Source organism: Cronobacter sp. EKM101R (assembly GCF_963888145.1).
In the GTDB taxonomy this organism is placed as follows: domain Bacteria; phylum Pseudomonadota; class Gammaproteobacteria; order Enterobacterales; family Enterobacteriaceae; genus Cronobacter; species Cronobacter turicensis.
Window position 1 is genome coordinate 111,839 of record NZ_CAWPHW010000001.1, and the last position, 24,871, is coordinate 136,709.

The following is a 24,871-nucleotide window of genomic DNA, read 5'->3' on the forward strand; positions in this document are numbered from 1 at the left end:
TAAATCTATCTCAGCACGCATAAAGTTTTGATTACGAGGCGGCAGTGATGGCACGATAAGTGCAGTTTTTCCGCCTGACATTTAAATATGCGCGTCTGATGAGGATAGTTATGAAAAAAAGGCTGTTAGCACTTTCTCTGGGGCTGGCGCTGTCCAGCATTTCTGGGGCTTTCGCAGCAATTCCGCAGCATTTACGTATCGGCACCGATCCCACCTATGCGCCGTTTGAATCGAAAAACGCGCAGGGCGAGCTCGTCGGTTTCGACATCGATCTGGCCAAAGAACTGTGCAAACGCATCCAGACGCAATGTTCTTTCATCGAACAGCCGCTCGACGCGCTGATCCCCTCTCTCAAAGCGAAGAAAATCGACGCAATTATGTCGTCGCTGTCGATTACCGAAAAGCGCCAGCAGGAGATTGGTTTTACCGACAAACTCTATGCGGCGGATTCGCGCCTGGTTGTGGCGAAAGGCTCGCCTGTCCAGCCGACGCTTGAGTCGCTGAAAGGCAAACGCGTGGGCGTATTGCAGGGCACCACCCAGGAAACCTACGGCAACGTGCACTGGGCGCCTAAGGGCGTGGAAATTGTCTCTTACCAGGGGCAGGACAATATCTACTCCGACCTGACCGCAGGCCGTATCGACGCCGCGTTTCAGGATGAAGTGGCCGCCAGCGAAGGCTTTCTGAAGCAGCCGGTGGGCAAGGGCTATCAGTTCGGCGGCCCGTCGATTAAAGATGAAAAACTCTTTGGCGTCGGCACCGGCATGGGCGTTCGTAAAGAGGATAACGAACTGCGCGAGGCGCTGAACAAGGCGTTTGCAGAGATGCGCGCCGACGGCACCTACGAGAAGCTGGCCAAAAAGTATTTCGATTTCAACGTCTACGGCGATTAATCCGCACGCGTTTGCACGGCGCCCCGCGGGGCGCCGATGGGCCGTGCGCACGCTGAGTACAGGATAAGTCACCATGCTGTATGGGTTTTCACAGGTAATCCTTCAGGGCGCGCTCGTCACCCTGGAGCTGGCGCTCAGCGCCGTGGTTCTTTCGGTGGCGATTGGGCTGGTCGGCGCAGGGGCGAAGCTCTCACGCAACCGCCCGCTGGCGCTAGTTTTTGAAGCGTATACGACGCTGATTCGCGGCGTGCCCGATCTCGTCCTGATGCTGCTGATTTTTTACGGTTTGCAGATTGCGCTCAATAGCGTTACCGACGCGCTGGGGTTCAGCCAGTTTGATATCGACCCAATGATTGCGGGCATCATCACGCTGGGGTTTATCTACGGCGCCTATTTCACCGAAACCTTCCGCGGCGCGTTTCTCGCCGTGCCAAGAGGCCATATCGAAGCGGCCACCGCATTTGGTTTTACCGGCGCGCAAACCTTCCGCCGCATTCTCTTTCCCACGATGATGCGCTATGCGCTGCCGGGCATCGGCAATAACTGGCAGGTGATTTTAAAAGCGACCGCGCTGGTGTCGCTGCTGGGGCTGGAGGATGTCGTGAAGGCGACGCAGCTTGCCGGGAAAAGCACCTGGCAGCCGTTTTACTTCGCGATTGTCTGCGGGCTGATTTATCTGGTGTTTACCACGCTCTCGAATGGCGTTCTGCTACTGCTTGAGCGCCGCTATACCGTGGGCGTGAAGAGGGCTGACCTGTGATAGAGATTATTCAGGAGTACTGGAAATCCCTGCTGTGGACCGACGGCTATCGCTTCACGGGTGTGGCGATTACGCTCTGGCTGCTTATCGCCTCGGTGGTGATGGGCGGCGTGCTGGCGCTTTTTCTCGCCATTGGCCGCGTCTCGGAAAATAAAGTGGTCTGGTTTCCCATCTGGCTGTTTACCTATATTTTTCGCGGCACGCCCCTCTATGTGCAATTACTGGTGTTCTACTCCGGCATGTATACGCTGGAGGTGGTGAAAGGCACGCCATTACTCAATGAGTTTTTCCGCAGCGGTCTGAACTGCACCGTGCTGGCGCTGACGCTCAACACCTGCGCCTACACCACCGAGATTTTCGCGGGCGCCATTCGCGCGGTGCCGCACGGCGAGATCGAGGCGGCGCGCGCTTATGGCTTTTCTCGTTTTAAAATGTACCGCTGCATTATTCTGCCGTCGGCGCTGCGCATCGCGCTGCCTGCCTACAGCAATGAGGTGATCCTGATGCTGCACTCCACGGCGCTGGCGTTTACCGCGACCGTGCCGGATCTGCTGAAGATCGCCCGCGACATTAACGCCGCCACCTACCAGCCGTTTACGGCGTTTGGCATTGCGGCAGTGCTGTACCTGATTATCTCTTATGTGCTGATAAGCCTGTTCCGCAAGGCGGAAAAGCGCTGGCTGCGGCACCTGAAACCGGCTTCAACGCACTGAGTGGCTACGCATGTCTGAAAATAAATTAAACGTTACCGATCTGCACAAGCGCTACGGCGAACATGAAGTGCTAAAAGGGGTGTCGCTGAAGGCGAACGCCGGTGATGTCATCAGCATTATCGGCTCTTCCGGCTCCGGCAAGAGCACCTTCCTGCGCTGCATCAACTTCCTGGAAAAGCCCAGCGAAGGCACTATCGTGGTGAATAACCAGAACATCACGCTGGTGCGCGATAAAGACGGCCAGCTTAAGGTGGCGGATAAAAATCAGCTACGCCTTTTGCGCACGCGCCTGACGATGGTGTTTCAGCACTTTAACCTGTGGAGCCATATGACGGTGCTGGAGAACGTCATGGAAGCGCCGATTCAGGTGCTGGGTTTAAGCAAACAGGATGCGCGCGAGCGGGCGCTGAAATACCTCGCCAAAGTGGGCATCGATGAGCGCGCGCAGGGCAAATACCCGGTGCATCTCTCCGGCGGCCAGCAGCAGCGTGTGTCGATTGCCCGCGCGCTGGCGATGGAGCCGGATGTTTTACTGTTCGACGAACCGACCTCCGCGCTGGATCCAGAGCTGGTGGGCGAAGTGCTGCGCATCATGCAGAAGCTCGCCGAAGAGGGCAAAACGATGGTCGTGGTGACGCATGAAATGGAATTTGCCCGCCACGTTTCCTCGCATGTGATTTTCCTGCATCAGGGCAAAATCGAAGAGGAAGGGCCGCCGGACGCGCTCTTTAATAACCCGCAAAGCCCGCGCCTGCAGCAGTTTTTGAAAGGCTCGCTGAAGTAACGCAACACTGACCGGCAGGGACGCCGGTCGCGCTTAGTGGTCTATCAGTACCAATCCCATCTCTTCGGCCAGCCGGTAAATGTCGGTCAGCGCCCCCTGCGTCAGCGGCAGGCTCTCATGCAGCTTGAGCGTGCGGATACGATCCCCGAATAACATCAGCGCCTTACCGCCGTGCTGGCGTGACGCCCAGCTAATGCCGTGAAGGCGCGGATTCGCGGCATGAATAGCGGCTGCCCACAGGCGCGTCTGCGGGTAGAGGCGCGGGGAGCTGGCGGTCAGCGCCGCCTGTGTGACGCCCCAGCGGCGCAGCAGCACCGGCGTCAGATTCGCCAGTTCAAGCGCCGCCTCCGGCGTTAACGTGCTGATGTAAAGATCATGGGCTTTATGCAGATCGAAGCTCGCGCCGGACGCGTCTTTCGGCACATCATGAAACAGCGATTCCATGATCGCCACTTCGGCGTCGATACCGCCATAAAGCGTGGGAATGAGGCGACCGTCGGCGCGCTGCAGCGGGCTGAAACGCGCGTTCCCGTAGCCGGGGTTAAAGGCATCGCCCGCAAACTGGCGGCTGTGCACGCGAACTATCCGCTTCCCTGCGGGCCACACCGTAACGCGCGGCACCTGCATATCCGCAGGCGGCGCAGGCAGGCGTTCATCCCTGACATCAGCCATGCATCGGCCCCTCGGCTTCCGCCTTTGCGGCGTCCAGCACCGCCTGCGGATCGGCTTTCAGCCGGTCTTTGGGTTTTTCGCCGCCAAGCCAGGCATTGGGTGAATGAAACCAGAGCGCGATAGTCCAGGGCGTTTTCTCGCGAAACAGCGCAAGGATAGATTTGAGCGACGGCAGCGGCTGACCGCCCTCGTCAAACGCCCAGGCGGGATAGCGGTCTTTGCCATTGACCGGCAGGGCGAACACTTTACCTGCCTGCTTCCAGCGGTTCGCCGTCGCGCTCGGGTTTTTCAGCGCCGCGCCTGCCGCAAGGCTCACTTCACCGGCGGAAAGCCACCGGCTTTCGTCAAGCACGGTCTGGCGCAGCGCGTCGAGCCGCTCGCGGTTCCGGGCCTGCAACGGCGCGGCATGCGCGGGCTCACCGCTCTGCCCGGCGCGCTTCATTTGCGACACGGCCGTCACGGCGCTGACAATGGCGAGTCGCAGATCGTTATCCATCGTCTCTTCGTCGACATCGTCCGGCATTTTCAGCATCAGGTAGCGCCCGGCGTCTTCACCGGGGATATCCGAAAGCTGAATGTGTCCCCAGGGCGCGGGTGTCTCATGAAGGGACGTCACCAGATGCCCGACGTCGACAAACTCGACGCTGACCTCCAGCGGATACTCTTTCAGTTTTGCGTGGCGTGGACGAGAAGTCATAGCGCCCCCTTCGTGATATAAATGATATTCGTGATATTGATTATAACGCAACCAGGTCAGGGAAAGCCAGCGGCGGGACAAAGAACGGGAAAATAGCGTGGCGCGGGCGGTGTGGCTGCCCGCGAAGCGAGTGTAAAAGGTTAGCGAGCTCGCGCGGCGATATCCCCCAGCGCCTCTTCTAAATCGAACCAGCGGAAACCGAAGCCCGACTCCTCAAGACGTTTCGGCAGCGCGCGCTGGCCGCCCAGCACCAGGACGGCGGATTCGCCCATCAGCAGGCGCACGGCAGTCGCCGGGGCGCGCATAAACGCGGGGCGATGCAGCGCATGGCCGAGTGCGTGAGCAAAACGCTCGTTGCGCACCGGGTAAGGGGCCACCATATTAAACGGCCCGCGCAGATCGTTATCCAGCAGCCAGATAATCGCGTTTACCATGTCGTCGATATGTATCCATGAGAGATACTGGCGACCGCTGCCTATCGGCCCGCCAAGGCCTAAACGAAAGAGCGGCAGCAGCTTGCTCATCATGCCGCCGTCCGGCGCCAGGACCGCGCCGGTGCGCAGCAGGCAGACGCGGGTCTTATCGCTTTGCGCGCCTTCGGCTATCTGCTCCCAGCGGGCGCAGAGTTTATGGGTAAATTCGCTGTGCGGCGGCTCATCTTCCGCAGCCACCACCTCGCCGAGATCGCCGTAATAGCCTACCGCTGAGCCGGAGAGAAAGACGGCAGGCGGTTCGCTGCCGGCCGCCATCAGCGCCACCAGTCGCTGGGTTATCTGCCAGCGGCTCTGACACAACCGCTCTTTTTGCGCCGCCGTCCAGCGTTTATCGGCAATGGGTTCGCCCGCGAGATTGATAACCGCGTCGAAAGCGTCGAGATTGCTGAAGTGATCCAGCCCCGGTGTCAGCGTGACGCCGGCATCGAGCCGCGCGCGGGCGCTATCGGGGTTGCGGGTCACGACCGTAACGTGATGGCCTAACGCCAGCAGGCGTGATGTCAGCGTGCGGCCAATCAGCCCGGTGCCGCCCGTTACCAGAATCTCCATAATTGCCTCCTGCGTGCGTGTTGCGCCGCCCGCGCATGAAGTGATGTTGCCTTTTCTTCAGCATAGGCGACCCGGCGGCGATTGCCTGCGATATTGAGCACGCCGGGCGATATTGTCCTGTAAAGAGAAGCGGTTATCAGCTCTCTGCGTCTTTTAACTGTTGGCGAGCTGATACGCGCGTTCGGTTGCCGGGCGGTTTTTAATGCGCTCATACCAGTTGCTGACCGCCGGGAAGTTGTCGAGGTCGATGCGCTGGCGCTCATGGGACACCACCCACGGATACGTCGCGATATCCGCGACGCTGTAACGCTCGCCGCCGAGCCACGGACACTTCTCCAGCCGCTTATTCAGTACGCCATACAGGCGCTGCGTTTCCACCTGATACCGTTCAATAGCGTAAGGCACCGCCTGCGGCGCGAAATGGTTAAAGTGGTGGTTCTGACCGAGCATCGGCCCGAAACCGGCTACCTGCCAGAAGAGCCACTGTAACGCTATCTGGCGCTCGCGCAGCTCGCCGCTCAGCAGTTTTCCGCTTTTATCGGCGAGGTAGAGCAAAATCGCGCCCGATTCAAACAGGCTCAGCGGCGGGCCGCCGTCGGACGGCGCATGGTCGATAATGGCGGGGATTTTATTGTTCGGGGCAATGGCGAGAAACTCCGGCTTAAACTGCTCGCCCTTGCTGATGTCAACGCGGTGGAGACGATACTCCAGCCCGGCCTCTTCAAGAAACAGCGTAACTTTATGACCGTTCGGCGTCGGGGCGTAGTAGAGATCCAGCATGACAGCGTCCTTTTGAAGGGGGTTCAGCGTGCTCAAAGTATAGGCGGTTTGGTGAATAATGCGGCGGCCCCCATATTCTGCGGCATGACAGAAAACGGTTTACGGTATAGTTTTAGCTATCCGCCATCAGAGATGAGAAAAGCCATGTCGCAGCCCGTCATTACGCTTTGGTCCGATGCCAGTTTCTTTAGCCCGTATGTGATGTCCGTATGGGTGGCGCTTCAGGAAAAAGGCCTGCGGTTTCAGCTACAAACGCGCGATTTATCCCGCGGAGAGCATTTACAGGCCGACTGGCAGGGCTTTGCCTTAACGCGCCGGGTGCCGTTGCTGGTGATTGACGATTTCGCGCTGAGCGAATCGTCGGCGATTACGGAATATCTCGAAGAGCGTTTCGCGCCGCCGGTGTGGGAGCGCCTCTATCCGCATGAGCTTGAAAAGCGCGCCCGCGCCCGTCAGGTGCAGGCGTGGCTGCGCAGCGATCTGGGACCGCTGCGGTCTGAACGCCCGACCGACGTTATCTTCGGCGCGGCCCGCTATGCGCCGTTGAGCGCCGACGGTCAGGCGGCGGCGGATAAGCTCATCGCGTGCGCGCAGGCGTTACTCTCGCACGGGCAACAAAATCTCTTTGGTGAATGGTCGCTCGCCGATACCGATCTGGCGCTGATGATTAACCGTCTGGCGATGCATGGCGATCCGGTGCCGGAAGCCCTTGCCGACTACGCGGCATTCCAGTGGCAGCGGGCGTCGGTGCAGCGTTATATCGCACTTTCTGCCAGGCGTGCGGGCTGATAAGCCCGGCGCGATCCGTTATCATGCGTGCACCACAATTTTCATTCGGAAGGTGAGTAATGAAGCTGATGTTTGCTTCGGATATTCACGGCTCGCTGCCTGCCACGGAGCTTCTGCTGGCGCGCTTTGCCGACAGCGACGCCCGCTGGCTGGTATTGCTGGGGGATTTTTTAAATCATGGGCCGCGCAACCCGCTGCCGGAGGGCTATGCGCCGGGCGAGGTGGCGAAACGGCTTAACACCGTGGCTGACCGCATTATCGCGGTGCGTGGCAACTGCGACAGCGAAGTCGACCAGATGCTGTTGGAATTCCCCATCACCGCGCCCTGGCAGCAGGTGCTGCTGGCGAAACAGCGGCTCTTTTTGACGCACGGTCATCTCTACAGTCCCGATAACCTGCCGCCGCTGGCCGCAGGCGATGTGCTGGTTTACGGGCACACGCATATTCCGGTGGCCGCGCGCCACGGCGAGCAGATCCACTTTAATCCGGGCTCCGTCAGCATGCCGAAAGGCGGGTACCCTGCAAGCTATGGGTTCTTAAATGACGATACGCTGAGCGTAATCACCCTGGAAACCTCGCAGGTTATTGCACAGATTGCGATTTCCCCTTAATTTACCGAACAACCAGAACGCGCCGTAAGAGCGCTTATTGAAGAAGGTTTCCTGATGGTGGAGCAGAATCATTTGGCAGACATGGAATGGGTGGACATTGTCAGTGAAGACAATGAGGTGATAGCGCAGTCCAGCCGGGCGCAGATGCGCGCTGAACGTCTGCGTCACCGCGCGACCTATATCGTGGTGCATGATGGCATGGGCAAAATCCTGGTGCAGCGCCGCACCGATATTAAAGACTTTATGCCGGGCATGCTTGACGCCACCGCAGGCGGCGTTGTGCAGGCGGGCGAAGCGCTGCTTGAGAGCGCGCGTCGCGAGGCGGAAGAGGAGTTGGGCATCGCGGGCGTACCTTTCGCCGAGCATGGACAGTTCTACTTTGAAGATGAGCATTGCCGCGTCTGGGGCGGGCTGTTCAGCTGCGTCTCCCACGGTCCGTTCGCGCTGCAGGAGAGCGAAATCAGCGACGTCTGCTGGATGGAGCCGGAAGAGATAACGGCGCGCTGCGATGAATTTACGCCGGATACGCTAAAAGCGCTTTCGCTCTGGCTGAGTCGTAACGCCGGGCAGGAGAGCAGCGGTCACAGTAAAGAGAAAGAGCAGGAAGAGAAAAACGCCTCGCTTAGCTAAGCGCCGCGGCCCCGCGATGGTCAGTATGACGCGCGGGGCGGTTTTTACGGCGTTAGCTTACGCCTGTTGGTTGTCGCACATCGCGCGCCACAACGTATCAAATCCCACCGCTTTAAATTCGTCAGAACGCGCCGGTTCGCGCGTGGCGAAATCCATGGTCGTCTGCGCCAGCGCAAAGAAGATTTCATCGCCAAATGCGCGAAACTCCCCGGAGCGGAATAGCGGCGAAATACACTTTTCGCACAGGTCATGCAGCTCCGGGTAGATATCGGTGACGAGCTTCTCGCTTTCGTCGGTAATACGGCTGCTGACTTCGAGCTTACGTACGGCCAGGTTCGCTTCCGGTTTGGTCAGTCCCCACTCGATAAAGCTGTTCCAGACGTGCCGGATATTTTCTCGGTGATCGCTGTTACTGTTGAGCTTGCCTATCATCGAGCGGCAGAAATCTTGCTTCAGATGGACATAGAGCGCGTTATAGAGATCGTCCTTGGAGGCGAAGTAGCGAAACACGGTGCCTTCAGCCACCCCCGCTTTACGTGCGATAAGCGCGGTTGACGCGCCAAGACCCGCCTCGGCTATCGCTTCGGTGGCGGCTTCCAGAATCGCCATTCTTTTATCTTCACTGCGGGGACGCGCCACGGGCTTTGCTCTCCTGTAAAAAGGGCAGATTGAATCATGACTCGCCGATCCGCTGCAAGGCTTGCGATCACAGGACAAAAACAGAGTTGACGAATCGACTTACATTCCTATAATGAGTGTTTACTCACTCATTATCAAGTTTCGCTGGCCAGTATTTTCACTGCGCCGCGTGCAGGCTTTTTGCGCCTGGAAAATGAGCGAGGCGCTCATCCGAGCCGGAATTCAGGGCAGGCGAACGCCTGAAATATCACTGCGATTACCACAACTGGAGGGATTCTATGGAACTTCCCGCTCAGGTTATTGAAACGCTGACTGACTGGATTGATGACAATCTTCACAAGCCGTTGCGCATTGATGATATTGCGCGCCACGCGGGCTATTCCAAATGGCATTTGCAACGGCTTTTCCATCACCACAAAGGGGAGAGCATCGGGCGCTACATCCGGGAGAAAAAGCTGCGTCTGGCGGCGCAGGATCTGCGAGCAACTAACGATCGCGTGCTCGATATCTCCATGAAATATGGGTTTGATTCCCAGCAGACTTTCACGCGCCTGTTCACGCGTAAATTTCAGATGTCGCCGGGCACATGGCGCAAGCAGGGCGACGCTCCGACGAACCACTGAGGGCGCGCGGTTTGCATAGCGCGTCGAATTCCCTGACAATGCGCTTTTGAACAGACCGAAAGCCTCTCATGAAGCATCCTCTTGAAACGCTGATCACGGCTGGCGGCATTCTGCTGCTGGCGTTTCTCTCCTGCCTGCTGCTGCCGGCCCCGAGACTCACGCTGACGCTGGCGCAACACCTGATGACCATGTTCCATCTGGTCGATCTTAACCAGCTCTATACCATTATTTTCTGCATCTGGTTTTTACTGCTCGGCGCGGTGGAGTATTACGTCATTCGCTTCGTATGGCGGCGCTGGTTTTCGCTGGAGCGTGCATAAGCGCGCCGAAAGGGCAGAATTAAAAAAGGCCGCATCGCGCGGCCTTTTGCTTTCTTGCTGGCAGTAATTACTGCTGTGACGCCTGAATCGCCGTCAGTGCGATGGTGTAGACGATATCGTCAACCAGCGCGCCGCGGGAGAGGTCGTTAACCGGTTTGCGCATACCCTGCAGCATCGGCCCGATGGAGATCAGGTCGGCAGAACGCTGTACCGCTTTGTACGTGGTGTTACCGGTGTTCAGATCCGGGAAGATGAACACGGTAGCGCGGCCTGCAACCGGCGAGTTCGGCGCTTTGGATTTCGCTACGTCAGCCATAACGGCGGCGTCATACTGCAGCGGGCCGTCGATAACCAGATCCGGGCGTTTTTCCTGCGCCAGTTTGGTGGCTTCACGCACTTTTTCTACATCGCTGCCCGCACCGGAGTTGCCGGTGGAGTAGGAGAGCATCGCCACGCGCGGTTCGATGCCGAAAGCGGCAGCGGAATCGGCGGACTGAATCGCGATTTCGGCCAGCTGTTCTGCGGTCGGATCCGGGTTGATCGCGCAGTCGCCGTAAACGTAAACCTGTTCCGGCAGCAGCATGAAGAACACGGAGGAGACCAGCGAGCTGCCCGGCGCCGTTTTGATGAGCTGCAGCGGCGGACGGATGGTGTTCGCGGTGGTGTGTACCGCACCGGATACCAGACCGTCGACTTCGTCCTGCTCCAGCATCAGCGTGCCGAGCACCACGTTATCTTCCAGCTGTTCGCGGGCGACCGCTTCGGTCATACCTTTGCTCTTACGCAGCTCAACCAGACGCGCCACGTAGCTTTCACGCACCACTTCCGGATCGACGATTTCGATGCCGGTGCCCAGTTCTACGCCCTGTGCGGCCGCCACGCGGCTGATTTCGTCCGGGTTACCCAGCAGCACGCAGGTCGCGATGCCGCGCTCGGCGCAGATGGCCGCCGCTTTCACGGTACGCGGTTCGTCGCCTTCCGGCAGCACGACGCGTTTGCCCGCTTTACGCGCAAGCTCGGTCAACTGGTAGCGGAATGCCGGCGGAGAGAGACGACGGCTGCGCTCGGACGTGGCGGTCAGGGAGTCGATCCACTCGGCGCTGACGTGGCTTGCCACATATTCCTGCACTTTTTCGATACGCTCATGGTCGTCTGCCGGCACTTCAAGGTTGAAGCTCTGCAGGCTGAGCGAGGTCTGCCAGGTGTTGGTGTTCACCATAAAGACCGGCAGGCCGGTGGCGAAAGCGCGTTCACACAGCTTGTTGATGCGCTCGTCCATTTCATAACCGCCGGTCAGCAGGATGGCGCCGATTTCTACGCCATTCATCGCGGCAAGGCAGGCGGCCACTAACACATCCGGACGATCCGCGGAGGTCACCAGCAGAGAGCCCGGACGGAAGTGTTCCAGCATGTGCGGAATGCTGCGCGCGCAGAACGTCACAGACTTCACGCGGCGGGTTTTGATATCGCCTTCGTTGACGATAGTCGCGTTCAGGTGACGGGCCATGTCGATAGCGCGGGTGGCTATCAGATCAAAGCTCCACGGCACCGCGCCAAGTACCGGCAGCGGGCTGATGGCCTGCAGATGCTGCGCGTCGATGTTGATGATTTTCGCTTTGGTGGAGTCGTCGAAAATCTCGGAGAGATCCGGACGCGTACGGCCCTGCTCATCCACTGGCGCGTTCAGTTTGTTGACGATAACGCCGGTGATGTTGGCGTTTTTGCTGCCGCCGAAGCTGCTGCGGGTCAGTTCGATACGCTCTTTCAGCTGTTCCGGGGTATCGGTGCCCTGAGACATGACGAACACGATTTCCGCGTTCAGGGTCTTCGCGATTTCATAGTTCAGCGACTGGGCGAACTGATGCTTACGGGTCGGCACCAGGCCTTCCACCAGCACCACTTCTGCATCTTTGGTGTTTTCATGGAAGCGAGCGATGATCTCTTCCATCAGCACGTCTTTCTGGTTGCTGGAGAGCAGCGACTCGACGTGGCTCATGCGCAGCGGTTCAGCGGCTGGCAGATTGGTGTTTGCGCGCACGATGGTCGTGGTCTGGTCCGGCGTATCGCCGCCAGTACGAGGTTGGGCGATAGGTTTGAAGACGCTCAGACGAACGCCTTTACGTTCCATAGCGCGGATCACGCCGAGGCTGACGCTGGTCAGGCCGACGCTGGTTCCGGTAGGAATAAGCATAATGATACGGGACACGGTTTATCCTCTTTTTGTTGCAGCCAGCCGCGCGGCTGGCACCACATAAAACAACACCGCCAGCGCAGGCTGGCGGTGAGGGATCAGGCGGTCAGGCGGCAGGCGTCCTGCGCGATAACCAGTTCTTCGTTGGTCGGAATGACCATGGCGAGGGTGGTGCCTTCTTTGTTGATGTAACCGGATTTGCCGAAACGCGCGGCCAGGTTGCGCTCGTGGTCAACCTCGAAGCCCAGTACGCCCAGCTTGCCGAGGGAGAGTTCGCGAACCATCGCCGCGTTCTCGCCGATGCCGCCGGTGAAGACGACCGCGTCCAGACGACCTTCCATCAGCGCGGTATAGGAGCCGATGTATTTCGCCAGGCGGTGGCAGTAGACATCCATCGCGCGCTTCGCGTCTTCTTTGGTCGCGTAGTTGTCTTCAACATAACGGCAGTCGCTGGTCACTTCGGTCAGACCCAGCAGGCCAGACTCTTTGGTCAGCAGTTTGTTGATGTCATCAACGCTCATGCCCAGCGCGTCGTGCAGATGGAAGACGATAGCCGGGTCGATGTCGCCGGAGCGGGTGCCCATGACCAGACCTTCCAGCGGGGTCAGACCCATGGAGGTGTCAACGCATTTGCCGTTGCGGATAGCGGAAACAGAACCGCCGTTGCCCAGGTGGCAAGTGATGATATTCACTTCTTCCACCGGCTTGTTCAGCATTTTTGCGGCTTCCTGAGTCACATAGAAGTGGCTGGTGCCGTGTGCGCCATAGCGACGGATGCCGTGTTCTTTGTACAGTTTGTACGGCAGGGCATAGAGGTAAGATTCTTCCGGCATGGTCTGATGGAACGCGGTGTCGAAGACGGCCACGTTTTTATCCGCCAGGTGCGGGAAGGATTTCAGCGCTTCGGCGATACCGATCAGGTGAGCCGGGTTATGCAGAGGCGCGAAGGAAGCGGAATCTTTGATGCCCTGAATAACAGTCTCATCAATGACCACGGAACTGGTATACTTCTCGCCACCGTGCACAATACGATGACCAATCGCGGTCAGCTGTGCAGACAGCTCTGGTTTTTGTGCCAGAATAGTATTAACAATGAAGTTCAGCGCTTCGCTGTGAGCCGCACCGGCGCCAAGCGCCGCTTCTTGTTTGCCGCCATCCATTTTCCATTTAATACGCGCTTCAGGAAGATGGAAACATTCGGCCAGACCGGACAGGTACTCGTCACCGTTAAGAGCATCGATGATGGCAAATTTCAGTGAGGAGCTACCGCAGTTGAGAACCAGTACTAACTTACTCGACATGGAAGTACCTATTAATGATACGTGGCTAAAAAAACGTCAGTGAGTCTCTCAGCGTAGCGTAAGATGACGCCGACATTTATGATTAACGTCATAGCGAAGAGAGATTCTGCTGTGACGAAGAAATAAACAGAGTTTACGCCATTTTGCGCAAATTTCCGGCGCGAAAGACGACCTTAAAGATTTGACAGCGCGGGCTTTGCCTTCTACGCCATCGCAGGCGCGCACAGGATAACTGATTGCGACTTGCATTGACAAAATATTTTGAACGTTGTCATGGAGAGTTGTTATCTTGCAGGAAAATTTTATTTTTTATTAATGAAGTTGAGGTAAGGCCATGTCGACACCTGAAAATCGCCCCGTAAGCTTTTTTAGCCTGTTTCGTCGTGGGCAGCACTACTCAAAGACCTGGCCGATTGATAAGCGCCTGGCGCCGGTCTTTGTCGAAAACCGCGTGATTCGCGCCACGCGCTTCGCGATCCGCATCATGCCGCCTGTCGCTGTGTTTACGCTGTGCTGGCAAATCGCGCTCGGTGGCCAGCTTGGGCCTGCCGTCGCCACGGCGCTGTTCGCGCTGAGTATGCCGATGCAGGGGCTGTGGTGGCTCGGCAAGCGCTCCGTCACGCCGCTCCCGCCCGTCACGCTGAGCTGGTTTTATGAAGTCCGCACCAAATTACAGGAGGCGGGACAAGCGCTCGCGCCGGTGGAAGGCAAGCCCGATTATCAGGCGCTGGCCGACACCCTGAAACGTGCGTTTAAGCAACTTGATAAAACTTTTCTTGATGACTTGTAATTGATCAAAAGACGCCTGGGCAAAAAAAGGCAAAGTAAGGGCAGTATCCCACTTTGATCGGGCTTCGCCTGTAACAGGAGCACACCATGGAAATGACCCATGCCCAGCGTCTTATTCTCTCCAACCAGTATAAAATGATGACCCTGCTCGATCCGGAAAATGGCGAGCGTTATCGCCGCCTGCAAACCATCATCGAGCGCGGCTACGGTTTACAGATGCGCGAACTCGACCGCGATTTCGGCGAGCTGAGCGAAGAAACCTGCCGCACCGTCATCGACGTCATGGAGATGTATCACGCCCTCCAGGTCTCCAGAGCCAATATGAAAGACGCGCATACCATCGATGAGCGTCGCGTCACCTTTTTAGGCTTCGACGCCGCCACCGAAGCGCGTTTTCTTGGCTATGTGCGCTTTCTGGTTAATACCGAAGGGCGCTATACCCATTTCGACGCCGGCACGCACGGCTTTAACGCGCAAACCCCGATGTGGGAGAAATATCAACGGATGCTGAAAGTGTGGCAGGCGTGCCCGCGTCAATACCATTTGTGCGCCAACGAAATTATGCAGATTATTAACGCCTGACGGGAGAAGGCTGTGGAATGTAAAGGGTTTTTGTTCGATCTGGACGGTACGCTGGTGGATTCTCTGCCTGCCGTTGAACGCGCCTGGTGTCACTGGGCGGATCGCTTTGGCATCGCGCATGACGAGGTGCTGGGCTTTATTCACGGTAAACAGGCGATCACCTCGCTGCGCCACTTTATGGCGGGACACAGCGAGGACGAAATCATGGCGGAGTTTCATCGCCTGGAGCAAATCGAAGCGAGCGATACCGAGGGCATCGTCGCGCTGCCAGGCGCGCTGGCGCTCCTGAACCATCTGAACGATGCCCGCATTCCCTGGGCCATAGTGACCTCGGGCTCCATGCCCGTCGCCTCCGCGCGCCGCGGCGCGACGGGGTTGCCGGAGCCAGAGGTATTCGTCACTGCTGAGCGCGTTAAGCGCGGCAAACCTGAGCCGGATGCCTATCTGCTCGGCGCTGAACTGCTGGGCCTCGCGCCTCATGAGTGCGCCGTCGTGGAAGACGCGCCGGCGGGCATTCTCTCCGGTCTTGCGGCGGGCTGTCCGGTGATTGCCGCTAATCCGCCAGCCGATACGCCGCGTCTTGACGAGGCGGCGCTGGTGATTAAAACCCTTACCGAACTGGTACTGGAAAAAGGAGCGGGCGGCTGGGTGAGCGTTAAAAAGCAGCCGTAACGGCCCGCCGCCTTCTGGCGCTGCGGCGCCACCTTTCTCTGACGGCGGGTTTCCCGCCGTTTTCGTTTTGCTCAGGCCGTGATGACAACAAAAGGATACGTTGTGAATGGTGAATTAATCTGGGTTCTGACTCTGCTTGGCGTGGCGGTGATGCTGTTCGCTACCGCTAAAATCCGTATGGATGCCGTCGCGCTGCTGGTGATTGTGGCATTCATTCTCAGCGGTACGCTAACCGTTAATGAAGCGTTTGCCGGTTTCAGCGATCCCAACGTCATTCTCATTGCCGCGCTGTTTGTTATTGGCGACGGGCTGGTTCGCACCGGGGTCGCGACCAAAATGGGCGCCTGGCTGGTGCAGATGGCGGGCAGCAGCGAAACCCGCATGTTAGTGCTATTGATGCTGACTGTTGCCGGGCTCGGCGCGTTTATGAGTTCCACCGGTGTGGTGGCGATATTTATTCCGGTCGTGATAAGCGTCTGTGCGCGGATGAAAATCGCGCCGTCGCGGCTGATGATGCCGTTAAGCTTCGCCGGGCTTATCAGCGGCATGATGACCCTGGTGGCGACGCCGCCAAATTTGGTTGTTAACAGCGAACTGCTGCGCGAAGGGCATCCGGGTTTTGGCTTTTTTAGCGTGACGCCCGTGGGGCTGGCGATTCTTGTGCTCGGCATTCTCTATATGCTGGTGATGCGCTTCATGCTTGGCTCAGGCGATGGCCGCGAGAAGCCGCAGGCGTGGAGCCGCCGCACCTTCCGCGACTTTATCCGCGATTACCATCTCACGGGCCGGGCGCGCCGCCTGGCGATTCGCCCTGGTTCGCCGCTTATTGGCCACCGTCTTGACGATTTAAAGCTGCGTGAGCGCTACGGCGCGAACGTCATCGGCGTTGAACGCTGGCGTCATTTCCGCCGGGTGATTGTCGATGTAAACGGGGTCACGGAATTCCGGGCGCGGGACGTATTGCTGATAGACATTTCCGCGTCTGATATCGACTTGCGCCAGTTTTGCAGCGAGCAGCAACTGGAGCCGATGATCCTGCGCGGCGACTATTTTTCCGATCAGGCGCTGGATGTCGGTATGGCGGAGCTGTCGCTGACGCCGGAAGGAACCATGGCGGGCAAAACCGTCCGCGAGCTAAATTTCCGCAGCCGCTATGGCCTGAATGTCGTCGGCATCAAACGCGAAGGTAAAGCCTTGCCGGGCGCGATAGTGGACGAGCCGCTTGAGCTTGGCGATTTACTTTTAGTGGTCGGGACCTGGAAGCTCATCAGCCAGCTGGGGCAGAAAAACCGTGATGTGGTGGTGCTGAACCTGCCGGTGGAAGAGAGCGACGCTTCGCCCGCCCACAGCCAGGCACCGCACGCCATCTTTTGTCTGGCGCTAATGGTGGCGATGATGCTGACGGATGAAATCCCGAACCCCGTCGCCGCGATTATCGCCTGTCTGCTGATGGGCAAGTTTCGCTGCATCAACCCGGAAAGCGCGTGGAAAGCCATTCACTGGCCGAGCATTATCCTTATTGTCGGCATGATGCCGTTTGCGCAGGCGCTGCAAAAAACCGGCGGGGTGACGCTGATTGTCGACGGTCTGATGCGCGTCGGCGGCGGCTATGGTCCGCATATGATGCTGGGCTGCCTGTTTGTGATGTGCGCCGTCATTGGGCTGTTTATTTCCAATACCGCGACGGCGGTGCTGATGGCGCCCATCGCGCTGGCGGCGGCCAAGACCATGGGCGTATCGCCGTACCCGTTCGCCATGGGCGTGGCGATGGCGGCCTCGGCGGCGTTTATGACGCCGGTCTCTTCGCCGGTCAACACGCTGGTGCTGGGGCCGGGGAACTACCGCTTCAGCGATTTCGTGAAAACCGGCGTACCGTTTACGGTCATCGTGATGGTCGTCTGCGTGCTGTTAATCCCGGTACTGTTCCCGTTCTGAGACCCTCAGAGCGGGGAATCCTGGCTGATTTCATCTAAAGAGAGATGGAAGCTCGGCACGAAGATCTGCATGAAATAGTCCATTTCGGCGCTGTGCCGCTGCGCCAGCGTTTTTTCCAGACGGCTTTTGGCGAGCAGGAATTCGTTATTGCCCGCCGAAAGCTCTTCCAGACATTTCAGGTAGGCGCACAGCGCATCTGCCTGCTTCACCAGCGATTTTTCATCTTCCGTGTAGTGATGCTCATCAAGCAGCGGGGCGAAGATGTCCTGTAACTCTTCCGGCACCATCGCAATTAGCTTCTGCTGAGCGATTTTCTCGATGGCTTTATATTCATGGGCTATCTGGGAGTTGAAATACTTCACCGGGGTGGGCAGATCGCCCGTCAGCACTTCGCTGGCGTCGTGGTACATCGCCAGCAGCGCGATACGCTCGGGGTTGACGTTGCCCTGGAATTTGCGGTTTTTAATGACCGCGAGCGCATGGGCGACCATCGCCACCTGCAGACTGTGTTCAGAGACATTTTCAGTGCGCACGTTGCGCATCAGCGGCCAGCGGTTGATTAACTTCAGGCGGGAAAGGTAGGCGAAAAAATGACTCTGACTCATAAAGATCCCTTGTCTGTGACTGCGACAAAAAACCATTGTGAGGGGAGCGGGGGGAAGATGCAAATCTCCCCCCGAATCGATTACTGATGGTAGCCGGAAAGGAAGCGGCCCAGCTTGTTAATGGCGAGATCGAGTTCGTCGATGCGCGGCAGGGTCACGATACGTACGTGGTCAGGCCACGGCCAGTTAAACGCGGTCCCCTGAACCAGCAGTACTTTTTCCTGCAGCAGGAAATCGAGCACCATTTTCTGATCGTCGTGAATATTAAAACGCTTCGCGTCGATTTTCGGGAACATGTAGAGCGCGCCGCGCGGTTTTACGCAGCTAACGCCTGGGATGTCGTTAATCAGTTCCCACGCGCGGTTGCGTTGTTCGTAAAGCCGCCCGCCGGGCACGATAAATTCGCTTATGCTCTGATAACCGCCGAGGGCCGTCTGGATGGCGTGCTGCGCAGGAACGTTCGCGCACAAGCGCATTGAAGCGAGCATTTCCAGCCCTTCAATATACCCTTTGGCGTGTTTTTTCGGCCCGTTCAGCACCATCCAGCCCTGACGGAAGCCCGCCACACGGTACGTTTTAGAGAGACCGTTAAAGGTGACGGTGAGCAGATCCGGCGCCAGCGCTGCGATCGAGTGGTGCTGGGCGTCGTCATAAAGGATCTTGTCGTAAATTTCGTCGGCGAAAATGATCAGATTATGCTGGCGGGCGATCTCAACGATTTCCAGCAGCAGTTCTTTCGAATAGACCGCGCCGGTCGGGTTGTTCGGGTTGATAATGACAATCCCGCGGGTGCGCGGCGTGATTTTGGCGCGAATGTCGTCGAGATCCGGGAACCAGTCTGAGGATTCATCGCAAAGATAGTGCACCGCTTTGCCGCCGGAGAGCGACACCGCCGCCGTCCACAGCGGGTAATCGGGCGCCGGCACCAGCATTTCGTCGCCACTGTTCAGTAAGGCCTGCATCGCCTGAACGATAAGTTCAGAAACGCCGTTGCCGATATAAATATCCTCGACCGTGACGTCGCGCATGTCGCGCGCCTGATAGTGCTGCATGATAGCTTTACGGGCGGAATAGAGCCCTTTGGAATCGCAGTAGCCCTGGGCGCCAGGCAGATTGCGGATGACATCCACAAGAATTTCATCGGGGGCGTCAAAGCCGAAGGGGGCCGGGTTGCCGATATTCAGCTTAAGAACTTTTTGACCTTCCTCTTCAAGGCGTTTGGCCTCTTTAAGCACCGGGCCGCGGATGTCGTAGCAGACATTGTCAAGCTTACTGGATTTTTCGATGGGCGACATAACGTCAGAACCTTACTTGTTTTGCGCTTCCTGCCATGGAAGCCGATGGCCGACAATTTACTCCTCCCGCCCAGGCTTTTAAAGCCTCGCCTGCAACCTAATGCTTACAGTAAGTCCTTGTCGCGCTGGTGTAATCTTTCTTATAAATTACTTTTATTTTTATAAAATATCGTAAAAAGAAGTGAGTTGTGTTTTTTGTGCTGGTATAAGTTTTAACTATGGTCGATGCCACCATACTCAGAAACGCACAACATTAGCGCGTTAATTAATTCACACGATATGAACTTTACCCACAGTTAATAGCGAGGTTTTATCATCACGCTTATTGCCGTAAAAAAGAATGTGGCATAACGCGCTTTGTAACGATCTTGTTATATGAAAAGGCCGAGAAATAATGAATTATTAAATAATATTAATTATTGGTTTTGGTGATGTCTGTAATAGAGTTACGAAAATTTAGAAATTTGCTGTCCCGTATAAGTAAAATCGCATGGAGTCTTAAAAAAAGAACAGATTTGCGATATTATACAGCTCCTGGCGCGAGACGTTTCGCCAGCGCAGCCAGGCCGGGAGTCTCCTCTCGGGCAACTGGTTGTTTCTATAGTCATTCAGGACACGAGTCAGGCATAGTTATATACTCTTCTCTTTCTTTTGTCAGAGTATGTTAAGGTCGCAAAGTCGTTGCTTTTCGCCTTAGCCAACGTAGCCAGATTTTTAATTCAAATCACGGGTTCGATGTGCAAAATATTTGATGTAAGGGCACAGCGATAGCAGAAAAAAACACCCTTTTACTGTTTTAATAACCAGGGGTTTGAATTAGAAACGCGCATGGCGGTCTTCCGACGCGGGTTGTGTTAGCCCGGAAGCATGCTTCAAAAGGAATTGCTTTCTTTCCTTTACACATAGCAACAGACGGTGCCCGCTGCGTGCGGTTACCTGAAAGTGATAACAATATGATTAACGCAAATCGTCCGATCTTAAACCTCGACCTCGATCTGCTGAGAACGTTTGTCGCAGTCGCCGATCTGAATACGTTTGCCGCCGCGGCGGCAGCGGTATGCCGTACGCAGTCGGCCGTCAGCCAGCAGATGCAGCGCCTGGAGCAACTGGTCGGTAAAGAGCTGTTTGCCCGCCATGGGCGCAATAAGCTCTTAACCGAACACGGCATCCAGTTGCTCGGTTATGCACGTAAAATTTTGCGCTTCAACGATGAAGCATGCACTTCGCTAATGTATAGCAATTTGCAGGGCGTCCTGACCATTGGCGCTTCTGACGAATCGGCGGATACCATTCTGCCGTATCTTCTCAACCGCATTAGTTCGGTCTATCCGAAACTGGCGATTGATGTACGCGTTCAGCGTAACCCGTACATTATCGAAATGTTGAACCAACAGGAGATAGACCTGGTCGTTACCACGCATCAGCCGGAGAATCTGGATTCGCTGGTGCTGCGTACCTCGCCCACGCTCTGGTATTGCGCGGCGGACTATACGTTGCACAAAAATGAAGCGGTGCCGTTGGTGATGCTCGATGAGCCGAGCCCGCATCGTGACATCATCATTGAGCAACTCAACGCGGCGAATGTGCCGTGGCGTATCTCTTACGTCGCGTCCACGTTGCCTGCGGTGCGTGCCGCCGTAAAAGCGGGGCTTGGCATTACCGCCCGCCCGGTGGAGATGATGAGTCCGGAGCTGCGCGTATTGGGCACGTCTGACGGCCTGCCCGTGCTGCCGGAAACGCAGTACATGCTTTGTCGCAATACCAACAGCAAGAACGAAATGGCGGAGATCATCTTCCAGGCGATGGAAAGCCACTACCAGCCGTGGCGTTACACCGCTGCGATTGAAGGTGGCGATGATAAGCTGCTGATGCAGGGCGATCTGGAGTAACTTTTTCGCCAAAGTTAAAAAGTTGTTAATAAAGCCTTTGGTAATTCAGTGATTATCAGAGGCTTTTTTTATACATTTTACTTAGCTAAGTGGTTGTAATTAACATAAATCAAAACACCATTTCAACACCTTTTCCGTTCCGAAATCCCGCCGCGGCGTCGTCAATGCCAGCAGAAAATTTTACTTTTGTTGTTAAAAAGTGAGCGATTTTGTTGCTGTTTTTACTGGTCAATTAACAAAAGCGTGTCTCAGATCAAGAAAATACTCCCGACGAGGGGGAGGAATAGTTAGAAATTCCTGCCAAAATAAGGGGTGTTTATGTCTCCTCACTTTTAACGGACACGATTCACCCGCCGGGCTCCGTAGTCTCGCACGCGGCTCACAGGACGCTAAAAGCATCAAATGTTAAGGGTCTTGGAGAGATGTAAACTAATGTTAGGTTTCTTTTGTTAAAGTTGACAAAAGGTTATAGAAAGGAGTAAAAAACCCCATCAATTCGCTGCCTAAGTTATATTTCCGGCAGTTATTGTACGGTTGATTGTTCCTCCCCTTGAATCGATGTGGCGTTCATCTGCCAGCAAGAGCAGAGGCTTTAGCGCCACTTTTGATGAGTAAGCAATGAGTATGTCAACATCCACTGAAGTTATCGCTCATCACTGGGCGTTCGGTATCTTTCTTATTGTTGCCATTGGCCTGTGTTGTCTGATGCTGGCGGGCGCCTGGTTCCTTGGCGGACGCGCTCGCGCCAGGTACAAAAACACCCCGTTCGAATCGGGGATCGACTCGGTCGGCACCGCCCGCTTACGACTTTCCGCGAAGTTCTACCTGGTAGCGATGTTTTTCGTCATCTTTGACGTGGAAGCGCTCTATCTCTTCGCCTGGTCAACATCAGTTCGTGAAGTCGGCTGGCTCGGCTTTATCGAGGCCGCAATTTTCATTTTAGTGCTACTGGCTGGTCTGGTTTATCTGGTGCGTATCGGCGCGCTGGAGTGGACGCCTTCGCGCTCACGTCGCGAACGTTTGAACACCGAAGAAGCTGGCAGTCTCACTAATCGTCATACGCAGTAACAGCGAGGCAATAAGATGGACTATACGCTCACCCGCATAGATCCCGACGGTGAGAATGACCGTTACCCCCTGCAAAAACAGGAGATTGTGACTGATCCTCTGGAACAGCATGTACACCGCAGCGTCTACATGGGCAAGCTCGAGCATGCCCTGCATGACATGGTGAACTGGGGGCGTAAAAACTCCCTCTGGCCTTATAACTTTGGCCTTTCCTGCTGCTACGTGGAGATGGTGACCTCGTTCACCGCGGTCCATGACGTCGCGCGTTTCGGTGCGGAAGTACTGCGTGCTTCCCCGCGCCAGGCCGATTTCATGGTGGTCGCCGGTACGCCGTTCACCAAAATGGCCCCGGTGATTCAGCGTCTGTATGACCAGATGCTGGAGCCGAAATGGGTTATTTCCATGGGCGCGTGTGCGAATTCCGGCGGTATGTACGATATTTATTCCGTTGTGCAAGGCGTGGACAAATTCCTGCCCGTGGATGTGTACATCCCAGGTTGCCCGCCGCGTCCGGAAGCGTACATGCAGGCGTTGATGCTGCTGCAGGAGTCGATTGGCAAAGAGCGCCGTCCGCTTTCGTGGGTGGTTGGCGATCAGGGCGTTTATCGCGCCAACATGCAGTCAGAGCGTGAGCGTAAACGCGGCGAACGTATCGCAGTCACCAACCTGCGTACGCCGGACGAAATTTAATTTGCGCCTGCGGGAGGTCGCTTCTCACGTATACCAATAAACGACAGCGAGAAGCCGCCGCCCGACAGTCATCACAGACCATTGGCAATGGTGAACAATATGACCGATTTAACTGCGCAAGACGCCGTTTTGCCTGTGTGGCAGACCAGGGATCACCTCGACGACCCGGTTATTGGCGAACTGCGTAACCGTTTTGGGCCGGATGCCTTTACTGTTCAGGCCACCCGCACCGGAGTTCCGGTTGTCTGGGTCAAGCGTGAACAATTACTGGAAGTTGGCGAATTTTTACGAAAGCTGCCTAAACCCTACGTTATGCTGTATGACCTGCATGGCATGGACGAGCGCCTTCGCACCCACCGCAACGGTTTACCGGCTGCGGATTTTTCCGTTTTCTACCACCTGCTTTCCATCGATCGCAACCGCGACATCATGCTGAAAGTGGCGCTTTCTGAAAACGATCTCAACGTGCCGACCTTTACCCGTCTTTTCCCGAACGCCAACTGGTATGAGCGTGAAACCTGGGAAATGTTCGGTATTACGTTCACCGGTCACCCGAACCTGCGCCGCATCATGATGCCGCCGACCTGGGAAGGGCACCCGCTGCGTAAAGACTATCCGGCGCGCGCGACTGAATTTGATCCGTTTACGCTCACCAAGCAAAAAGAAGAGCTGGAAATGGAAGCGTTGACCTTCAAGCCCGAAGAGTGGGGCATGAAGCGCGGCAACGACACTGAAGATTTCATGTTCCTGAACCTCGGCCCGAACCACCCGTCGGCGCACGGTGCGTTCCGTATCATCCTGCAACTGGACGGCGAAGAGATCGTCGACTGCGTGCCGGATATCGGCTACCACCACCGCGGCGCGGAGAAAATGGGCGAGCGTCAGTCCTGGCACAGCTACATTCCTTATACCGACCGCATCGAATATCTCGGCGGCTGCGTAAACGAAATGCCGTACGTGCTGGCCGTGGAAAAACTGGCGGGGATTCAGGTGCCGGAGCGCGTGGAAGTGATCCGCGTGATGCTCTCTGAGCTGTTCCGCATCAACAGCCATCTGCTGTACATCTCGACGTTTATTCAGGACGTCGGCGCCATGACGCCGGTCTTCTTCGCGTTCACCGATCGTCAGAAAATCTACGATCTGGTTGAAGCAATTACCGGTTTCCGTATGCACCCGGCCTGGTTCCGCATCGGCGGCGTCGCGCACGACCTGCCGCGCGGCTGGGATCGTCTGCTGAAAGAGTTCCTGGAGTGGATGCCGAAACGTCTCGATTCTTATGTCAAAGCAGCGCTGAAAAACACCATCCTGAAAGGCCGTTCCCAGGGTGTGGCGGCGTATGACGCCAAAGAAGCGCTGGCATGGGGCACCACCGGCGCTGGCCTTCGTGCCACCGGTATCGATTTCGACGTGCGTAAAGCGCGCCCGTACTCTGGCTACCAGAACTTCGAGTTCGAAGTGCCGGTCGGCGGCGGCATCAGCGACTGTTACACGCGCGTGATGCTGAAAGTCGAAGAAGTGCGCCAGTCGCTGCGTATCCTTGAGCAGTGCCTGAAAAACATGCCGGAAGGCCCGTTCAAGGCGGATCACCCGCTGACCACGCCGCCGCCGAAAGAGCGCACGCTGCAACATATCGAAACCCTGATTACTCACTTCCTGCAGGTTTCGTGGGGCCCGGTCATGCCGGCCAACGAATCCTTCCAGATGATTGAGGCAACCAAGGGGATTAACAGTTACTACCTGACCAGCGACGGCAGCACCATGAGCTACCGTACCCGCGTCCGCACACCGAGTTTCCCGCATCTTCAGCAGATTCCTTCGGTGATCCGCGGCAGCCTGGTTTCCGACCTGATTGTCTATCTGGGTAGTATCGATTTTGTAATGTCTGATGTGGATCGCTAAC

General features: G+C 56.8%; 26 protein-coding genes. 17 read left to right on the forward strand and 9 right to left on the reverse strand.

The window, feature by feature from the left end:
• Positions 1-110: 110 nt before the first annotated feature.
• The 4 genes from hisJ to hisP all read left to right on the forward strand — a co-directional run bounded on the left by hisJ (position 111) and on the right by hisP (position 3,150).
• A complete protein-coding gene (gene hisJ, locus AACV31_RS00625; protein WP_165154842.1) occupies positions 111-893 on the forward strand; it encodes a histidine ABC transporter substrate-binding protein HisJ in 783 nt (260 codons plus the stop codon).
• A 73-nt stretch (positions 894-966) separates the two neighbouring features.
• Positions 967-1,653 carry a histidine ABC transporter permease HisQ gene (locus tag AACV31_RS00630; protein ID WP_165154840.1) on the forward strand — a complete coding sequence of 229 codons (687 nt, stop codon included), beginning with the start codon at positions 967-969 and terminating at the stop codon, positions 1,651-1,653.
• Positions 1,650-2,366: an ABC transporter permease gene (locus AACV31_RS00635; RefSeq protein ID WP_161588456.1), complete on the forward strand. Its 717-nt coding sequence runs from the start codon at positions 1,650-1,652 to the stop codon at positions 2,364-2,366. The genes AACV31_RS00630 and AACV31_RS00635 overlap by 4 nt, the downstream gene beginning before the upstream one ends.
• 10 nt (positions 2,367-2,376) lie before the next feature.
• Complete coding sequence (gene hisP, locus AACV31_RS00640; RefSeq protein WP_007762855.1) at positions 2,377-3,150, forward strand: histidine ABC transporter ATP-binding protein HisP; 774 nt, start codon at positions 2,377-2,379, stop codon at positions 3,148-3,150.
• 33 nt (positions 3,151-3,183) lie between these two features.
• Here the strand turns inward: hisP and AACV31_RS00645 are convergent, their stop codons facing one another.
• The 4 genes from AACV31_RS00645 to yfcG all read right to left on the reverse strand — a co-directional run bounded on the left by AACV31_RS00645 (position 3,184) and on the right by yfcG (position 6,342).
• Complete coding sequence (locus tag AACV31_RS00645) at positions 3,184-3,822, reverse strand: RES family NAD+ phosphorylase (RefSeq protein WP_075199654.1); 639 nt, start codon at positions 3,820-3,822, stop codon at positions 3,184-3,186.
• Positions 3,815-4,519 (reverse strand): DUF2384 domain-containing protein, encoded by a 705-nt coding sequence (locus AACV31_RS00650; protein ID WP_105538382.1) that lies wholly within the window; start codon positions 4,517-4,519, stop codon positions 3,815-3,817. Before AACV31_RS00650 ends, AACV31_RS00645 begins: the two co-directional genes overlap by 8 nt.
• Positions 4,520-4,659: 140 nt before the next feature.
• Positions 4,660-5,562: a TIGR01777 family oxidoreductase gene (locus AACV31_RS00655; protein WP_165154838.1), complete on the reverse strand. Its 903-nt coding sequence runs from the start codon at positions 5,560-5,562 to the stop codon at positions 4,660-4,662.
• A gap of 153 nt (positions 5,563-5,715) precedes the next feature.
• Positions 5,716-6,342, reverse strand: a complete 627-nt coding sequence (gene yfcG, locus AACV31_RS00660; protein ID WP_165154836.1) for a GSH-dependent disulfide bond oxidoreductase — start codon at positions 6,340-6,342, stop codon at positions 5,716-5,718.
• 144 nt (positions 6,343-6,486) lie between these two features.
• Here yfcG and yfcF point away from each other — a divergent pair, with 144 nt between their 5' ends.
• Genes yfcF through yfcD form a run of 3 tightly spaced genes read left to right on the forward strand, consistent with a single transcriptional unit; the run spans position 6,487 to position 8,372 of the window.
• A complete protein-coding gene (gene yfcF / locus AACV31_RS00665; RefSeq protein WP_165154834.1) occupies positions 6,487-7,131 on the forward strand; it encodes a glutathione transferase in 645 nt (214 codons plus the stop codon).
• 59 nt (positions 7,132-7,190) lie between these two features.
• Positions 7,191-7,742 (forward strand): phosphodiesterase, encoded by a 552-nt coding sequence (gene yfcE, locus AACV31_RS00670; RefSeq protein WP_075199650.1) that lies wholly within the window; start codon positions 7,191-7,193, stop codon positions 7,740-7,742.
• Between the two features lie 54 nt (positions 7,743-7,796).
• The gene (gene yfcD, locus AACV31_RS00675; protein WP_105538379.1) at positions 7,797-8,372 is read left to right on the forward strand and encodes an NUDIX hydrolase YfcD; all 576 of its coding nucleotides are present in this window, start codon (positions 7,797-7,799) and stop codon (positions 8,370-8,372) included.
• A 57-nt stretch (positions 8,373-8,429) separates the two neighbouring features.
• Here yfcD and AACV31_RS00680 read toward each other — a convergent pair whose 3' ends face one another.
• Positions 8,430-9,011, reverse strand: a complete 582-nt coding sequence (locus AACV31_RS00680; protein ID WP_075199648.1) for a TetR/AcrR family transcriptional regulator — start codon at positions 9,009-9,011, stop codon at positions 8,430-8,432.
• Positions 9,012-9,289: 278 nt separating this feature from the next.
• Between AACV31_RS00680 and AACV31_RS00685 the strand changes: the two genes are divergently transcribed.
• Both AACV31_RS00685 and AACV31_RS00690 read left to right on the forward strand, forming a co-directional pair.
• A complete protein-coding gene (locus tag AACV31_RS00685; protein ID WP_007700018.1) occupies positions 9,290-9,634 on the forward strand; it encodes a RamA family antibiotic efflux transcriptional regulator in 345 nt (114 codons plus the stop codon).
• A gap of 68 nt (positions 9,635-9,702) precedes the next feature.
• Positions 9,703-9,954, forward strand: a complete 252-nt coding sequence (locus AACV31_RS00690) for a DUF1158 domain-containing protein (RefSeq protein WP_007762836.1) — start codon at positions 9,703-9,705, stop codon at positions 9,952-9,954.
• 67 nt (positions 9,955-10,021) lie between these two features.
• On the opposite strand, the gene pta is transcribed toward AACV31_RS00690, so the two are convergent.
• Positions 10,022-12,160: a phosphate acetyltransferase gene (gene pta / locus AACV31_RS00695; RefSeq protein ID WP_015741935.1), complete on the reverse strand. Its 2,139-nt coding sequence runs from the start codon at positions 12,158-12,160 to the stop codon at positions 10,022-10,024.
• A gap of 83 nt (positions 12,161-12,243) precedes the next feature.
• A complete protein-coding gene (gene ackA, locus AACV31_RS00700; protein WP_007762832.1) occupies positions 12,244-13,446 on the reverse strand; it encodes an acetate kinase in 1,203 nt (400 codons plus the stop codon).
• Between the two features lie 334 nt (positions 13,447-13,780).
• Between ackA and yfbV the strand changes: the two genes are divergently transcribed.
• The 4 genes from yfbV to AACV31_RS00720 all read left to right on the forward strand — a co-directional run bounded on the left by yfbV (position 13,781) and on the right by AACV31_RS00720 (position 17,424).
• A complete protein-coding gene (yfbV, locus tag AACV31_RS00705; RefSeq protein WP_007762830.1) occupies positions 13,781-14,236 on the forward strand; it encodes a terminus macrodomain insulation protein YfbV in 456 nt (151 codons plus the stop codon).
• 86 nt (positions 14,237-14,322) lie between these two features.
• Positions 14,323-14,817, forward strand: a complete 495-nt coding sequence (locus tag AACV31_RS00710; RefSeq protein ID WP_007762828.1) for a YfbU family protein — start codon at positions 14,323-14,325, stop codon at positions 14,815-14,817.
• A 12-nt stretch (positions 14,818-14,829) separates the two neighbouring features.
• Positions 14,830-15,489: a sugar phosphatase gene (locus tag AACV31_RS00715; protein ID WP_105538377.1), complete on the forward strand. Its 660-nt coding sequence runs from the start codon at positions 14,830-14,832 to the stop codon at positions 15,487-15,489.
• A 102-nt stretch (positions 15,490-15,591) separates the two neighbouring features.
• On the forward strand, positions 15,592-17,424 hold the full coding sequence (locus tag AACV31_RS00720; RefSeq protein ID WP_007762825.1) for an SLC13 family permease: 1,833 nt from the start codon (positions 15,592-15,594) through the stop codon (positions 17,422-17,424).
• Between the two features lie 5 nt (positions 17,425-17,429).
• Here AACV31_RS00720 and yfbR read toward each other — a convergent pair whose 3' ends face one another.
• Both yfbR and alaA read right to left on the reverse strand, forming a co-directional pair.
• Complete coding sequence (gene yfbR, locus AACV31_RS00725) at positions 17,430-18,029, reverse strand: 5'-deoxynucleotidase (RefSeq protein WP_007762823.1); 600 nt, start codon at positions 18,027-18,029, stop codon at positions 17,430-17,432.
• Between the two features lie 80 nt (positions 18,030-18,109).
• On the reverse strand, positions 18,110-19,324 hold the full coding sequence (alaA, locus tag AACV31_RS00730; protein WP_075199763.1) for an alanine transaminase AlaA: 1,215 nt from the start codon (positions 19,322-19,324) through the stop codon (positions 18,110-18,112).
• A gap of 953 nt (positions 19,325-20,277) precedes the next feature.
• Between alaA and lrhA the strand changes: the two genes are divergently transcribed.
• The 4 genes from lrhA to nuoC all read left to right on the forward strand — a co-directional run bounded on the left by lrhA (position 20,278) and on the right by nuoC (position 24,870).
• Entirely contained in the window at positions 20,278-21,213 is a 936-nt protein-coding gene (lrhA, locus tag AACV31_RS00735) for a transcriptional regulator LrhA (RefSeq protein ID WP_165154832.1), read from the forward strand.
• Positions 21,214-21,831: 618 nt separating this feature from the next.
• Entirely contained in the window at positions 21,832-22,281 is a 450-nt protein-coding gene (gene nuoA, locus AACV31_RS00740; protein ID WP_007762790.1) for an NADH-quinone oxidoreductase subunit NuoA, read from the forward strand.
• A 15-nt stretch (positions 22,282-22,296) separates the two neighbouring features.
• Positions 22,297-22,971, forward strand: coding sequence for a NuoB/complex I 20 kDa subunit family protein (locus tag AACV31_RS00745; protein ID WP_004388648.1), 675 nt, complete (start codon positions 22,297-22,299; stop codon positions 22,969-22,971).
• Between the two features lie 87 nt (positions 22,972-23,058).
• Positions 23,059-24,870 (forward strand): NADH-quinone oxidoreductase subunit C/D, encoded by a 1,812-nt coding sequence (gene nuoC, locus AACV31_RS00750; RefSeq protein ID WP_023898361.1) that lies wholly within the window; start codon positions 23,059-23,061, stop codon positions 24,868-24,870.
• Position 24,871: the final 1 nt, after the last annotated feature.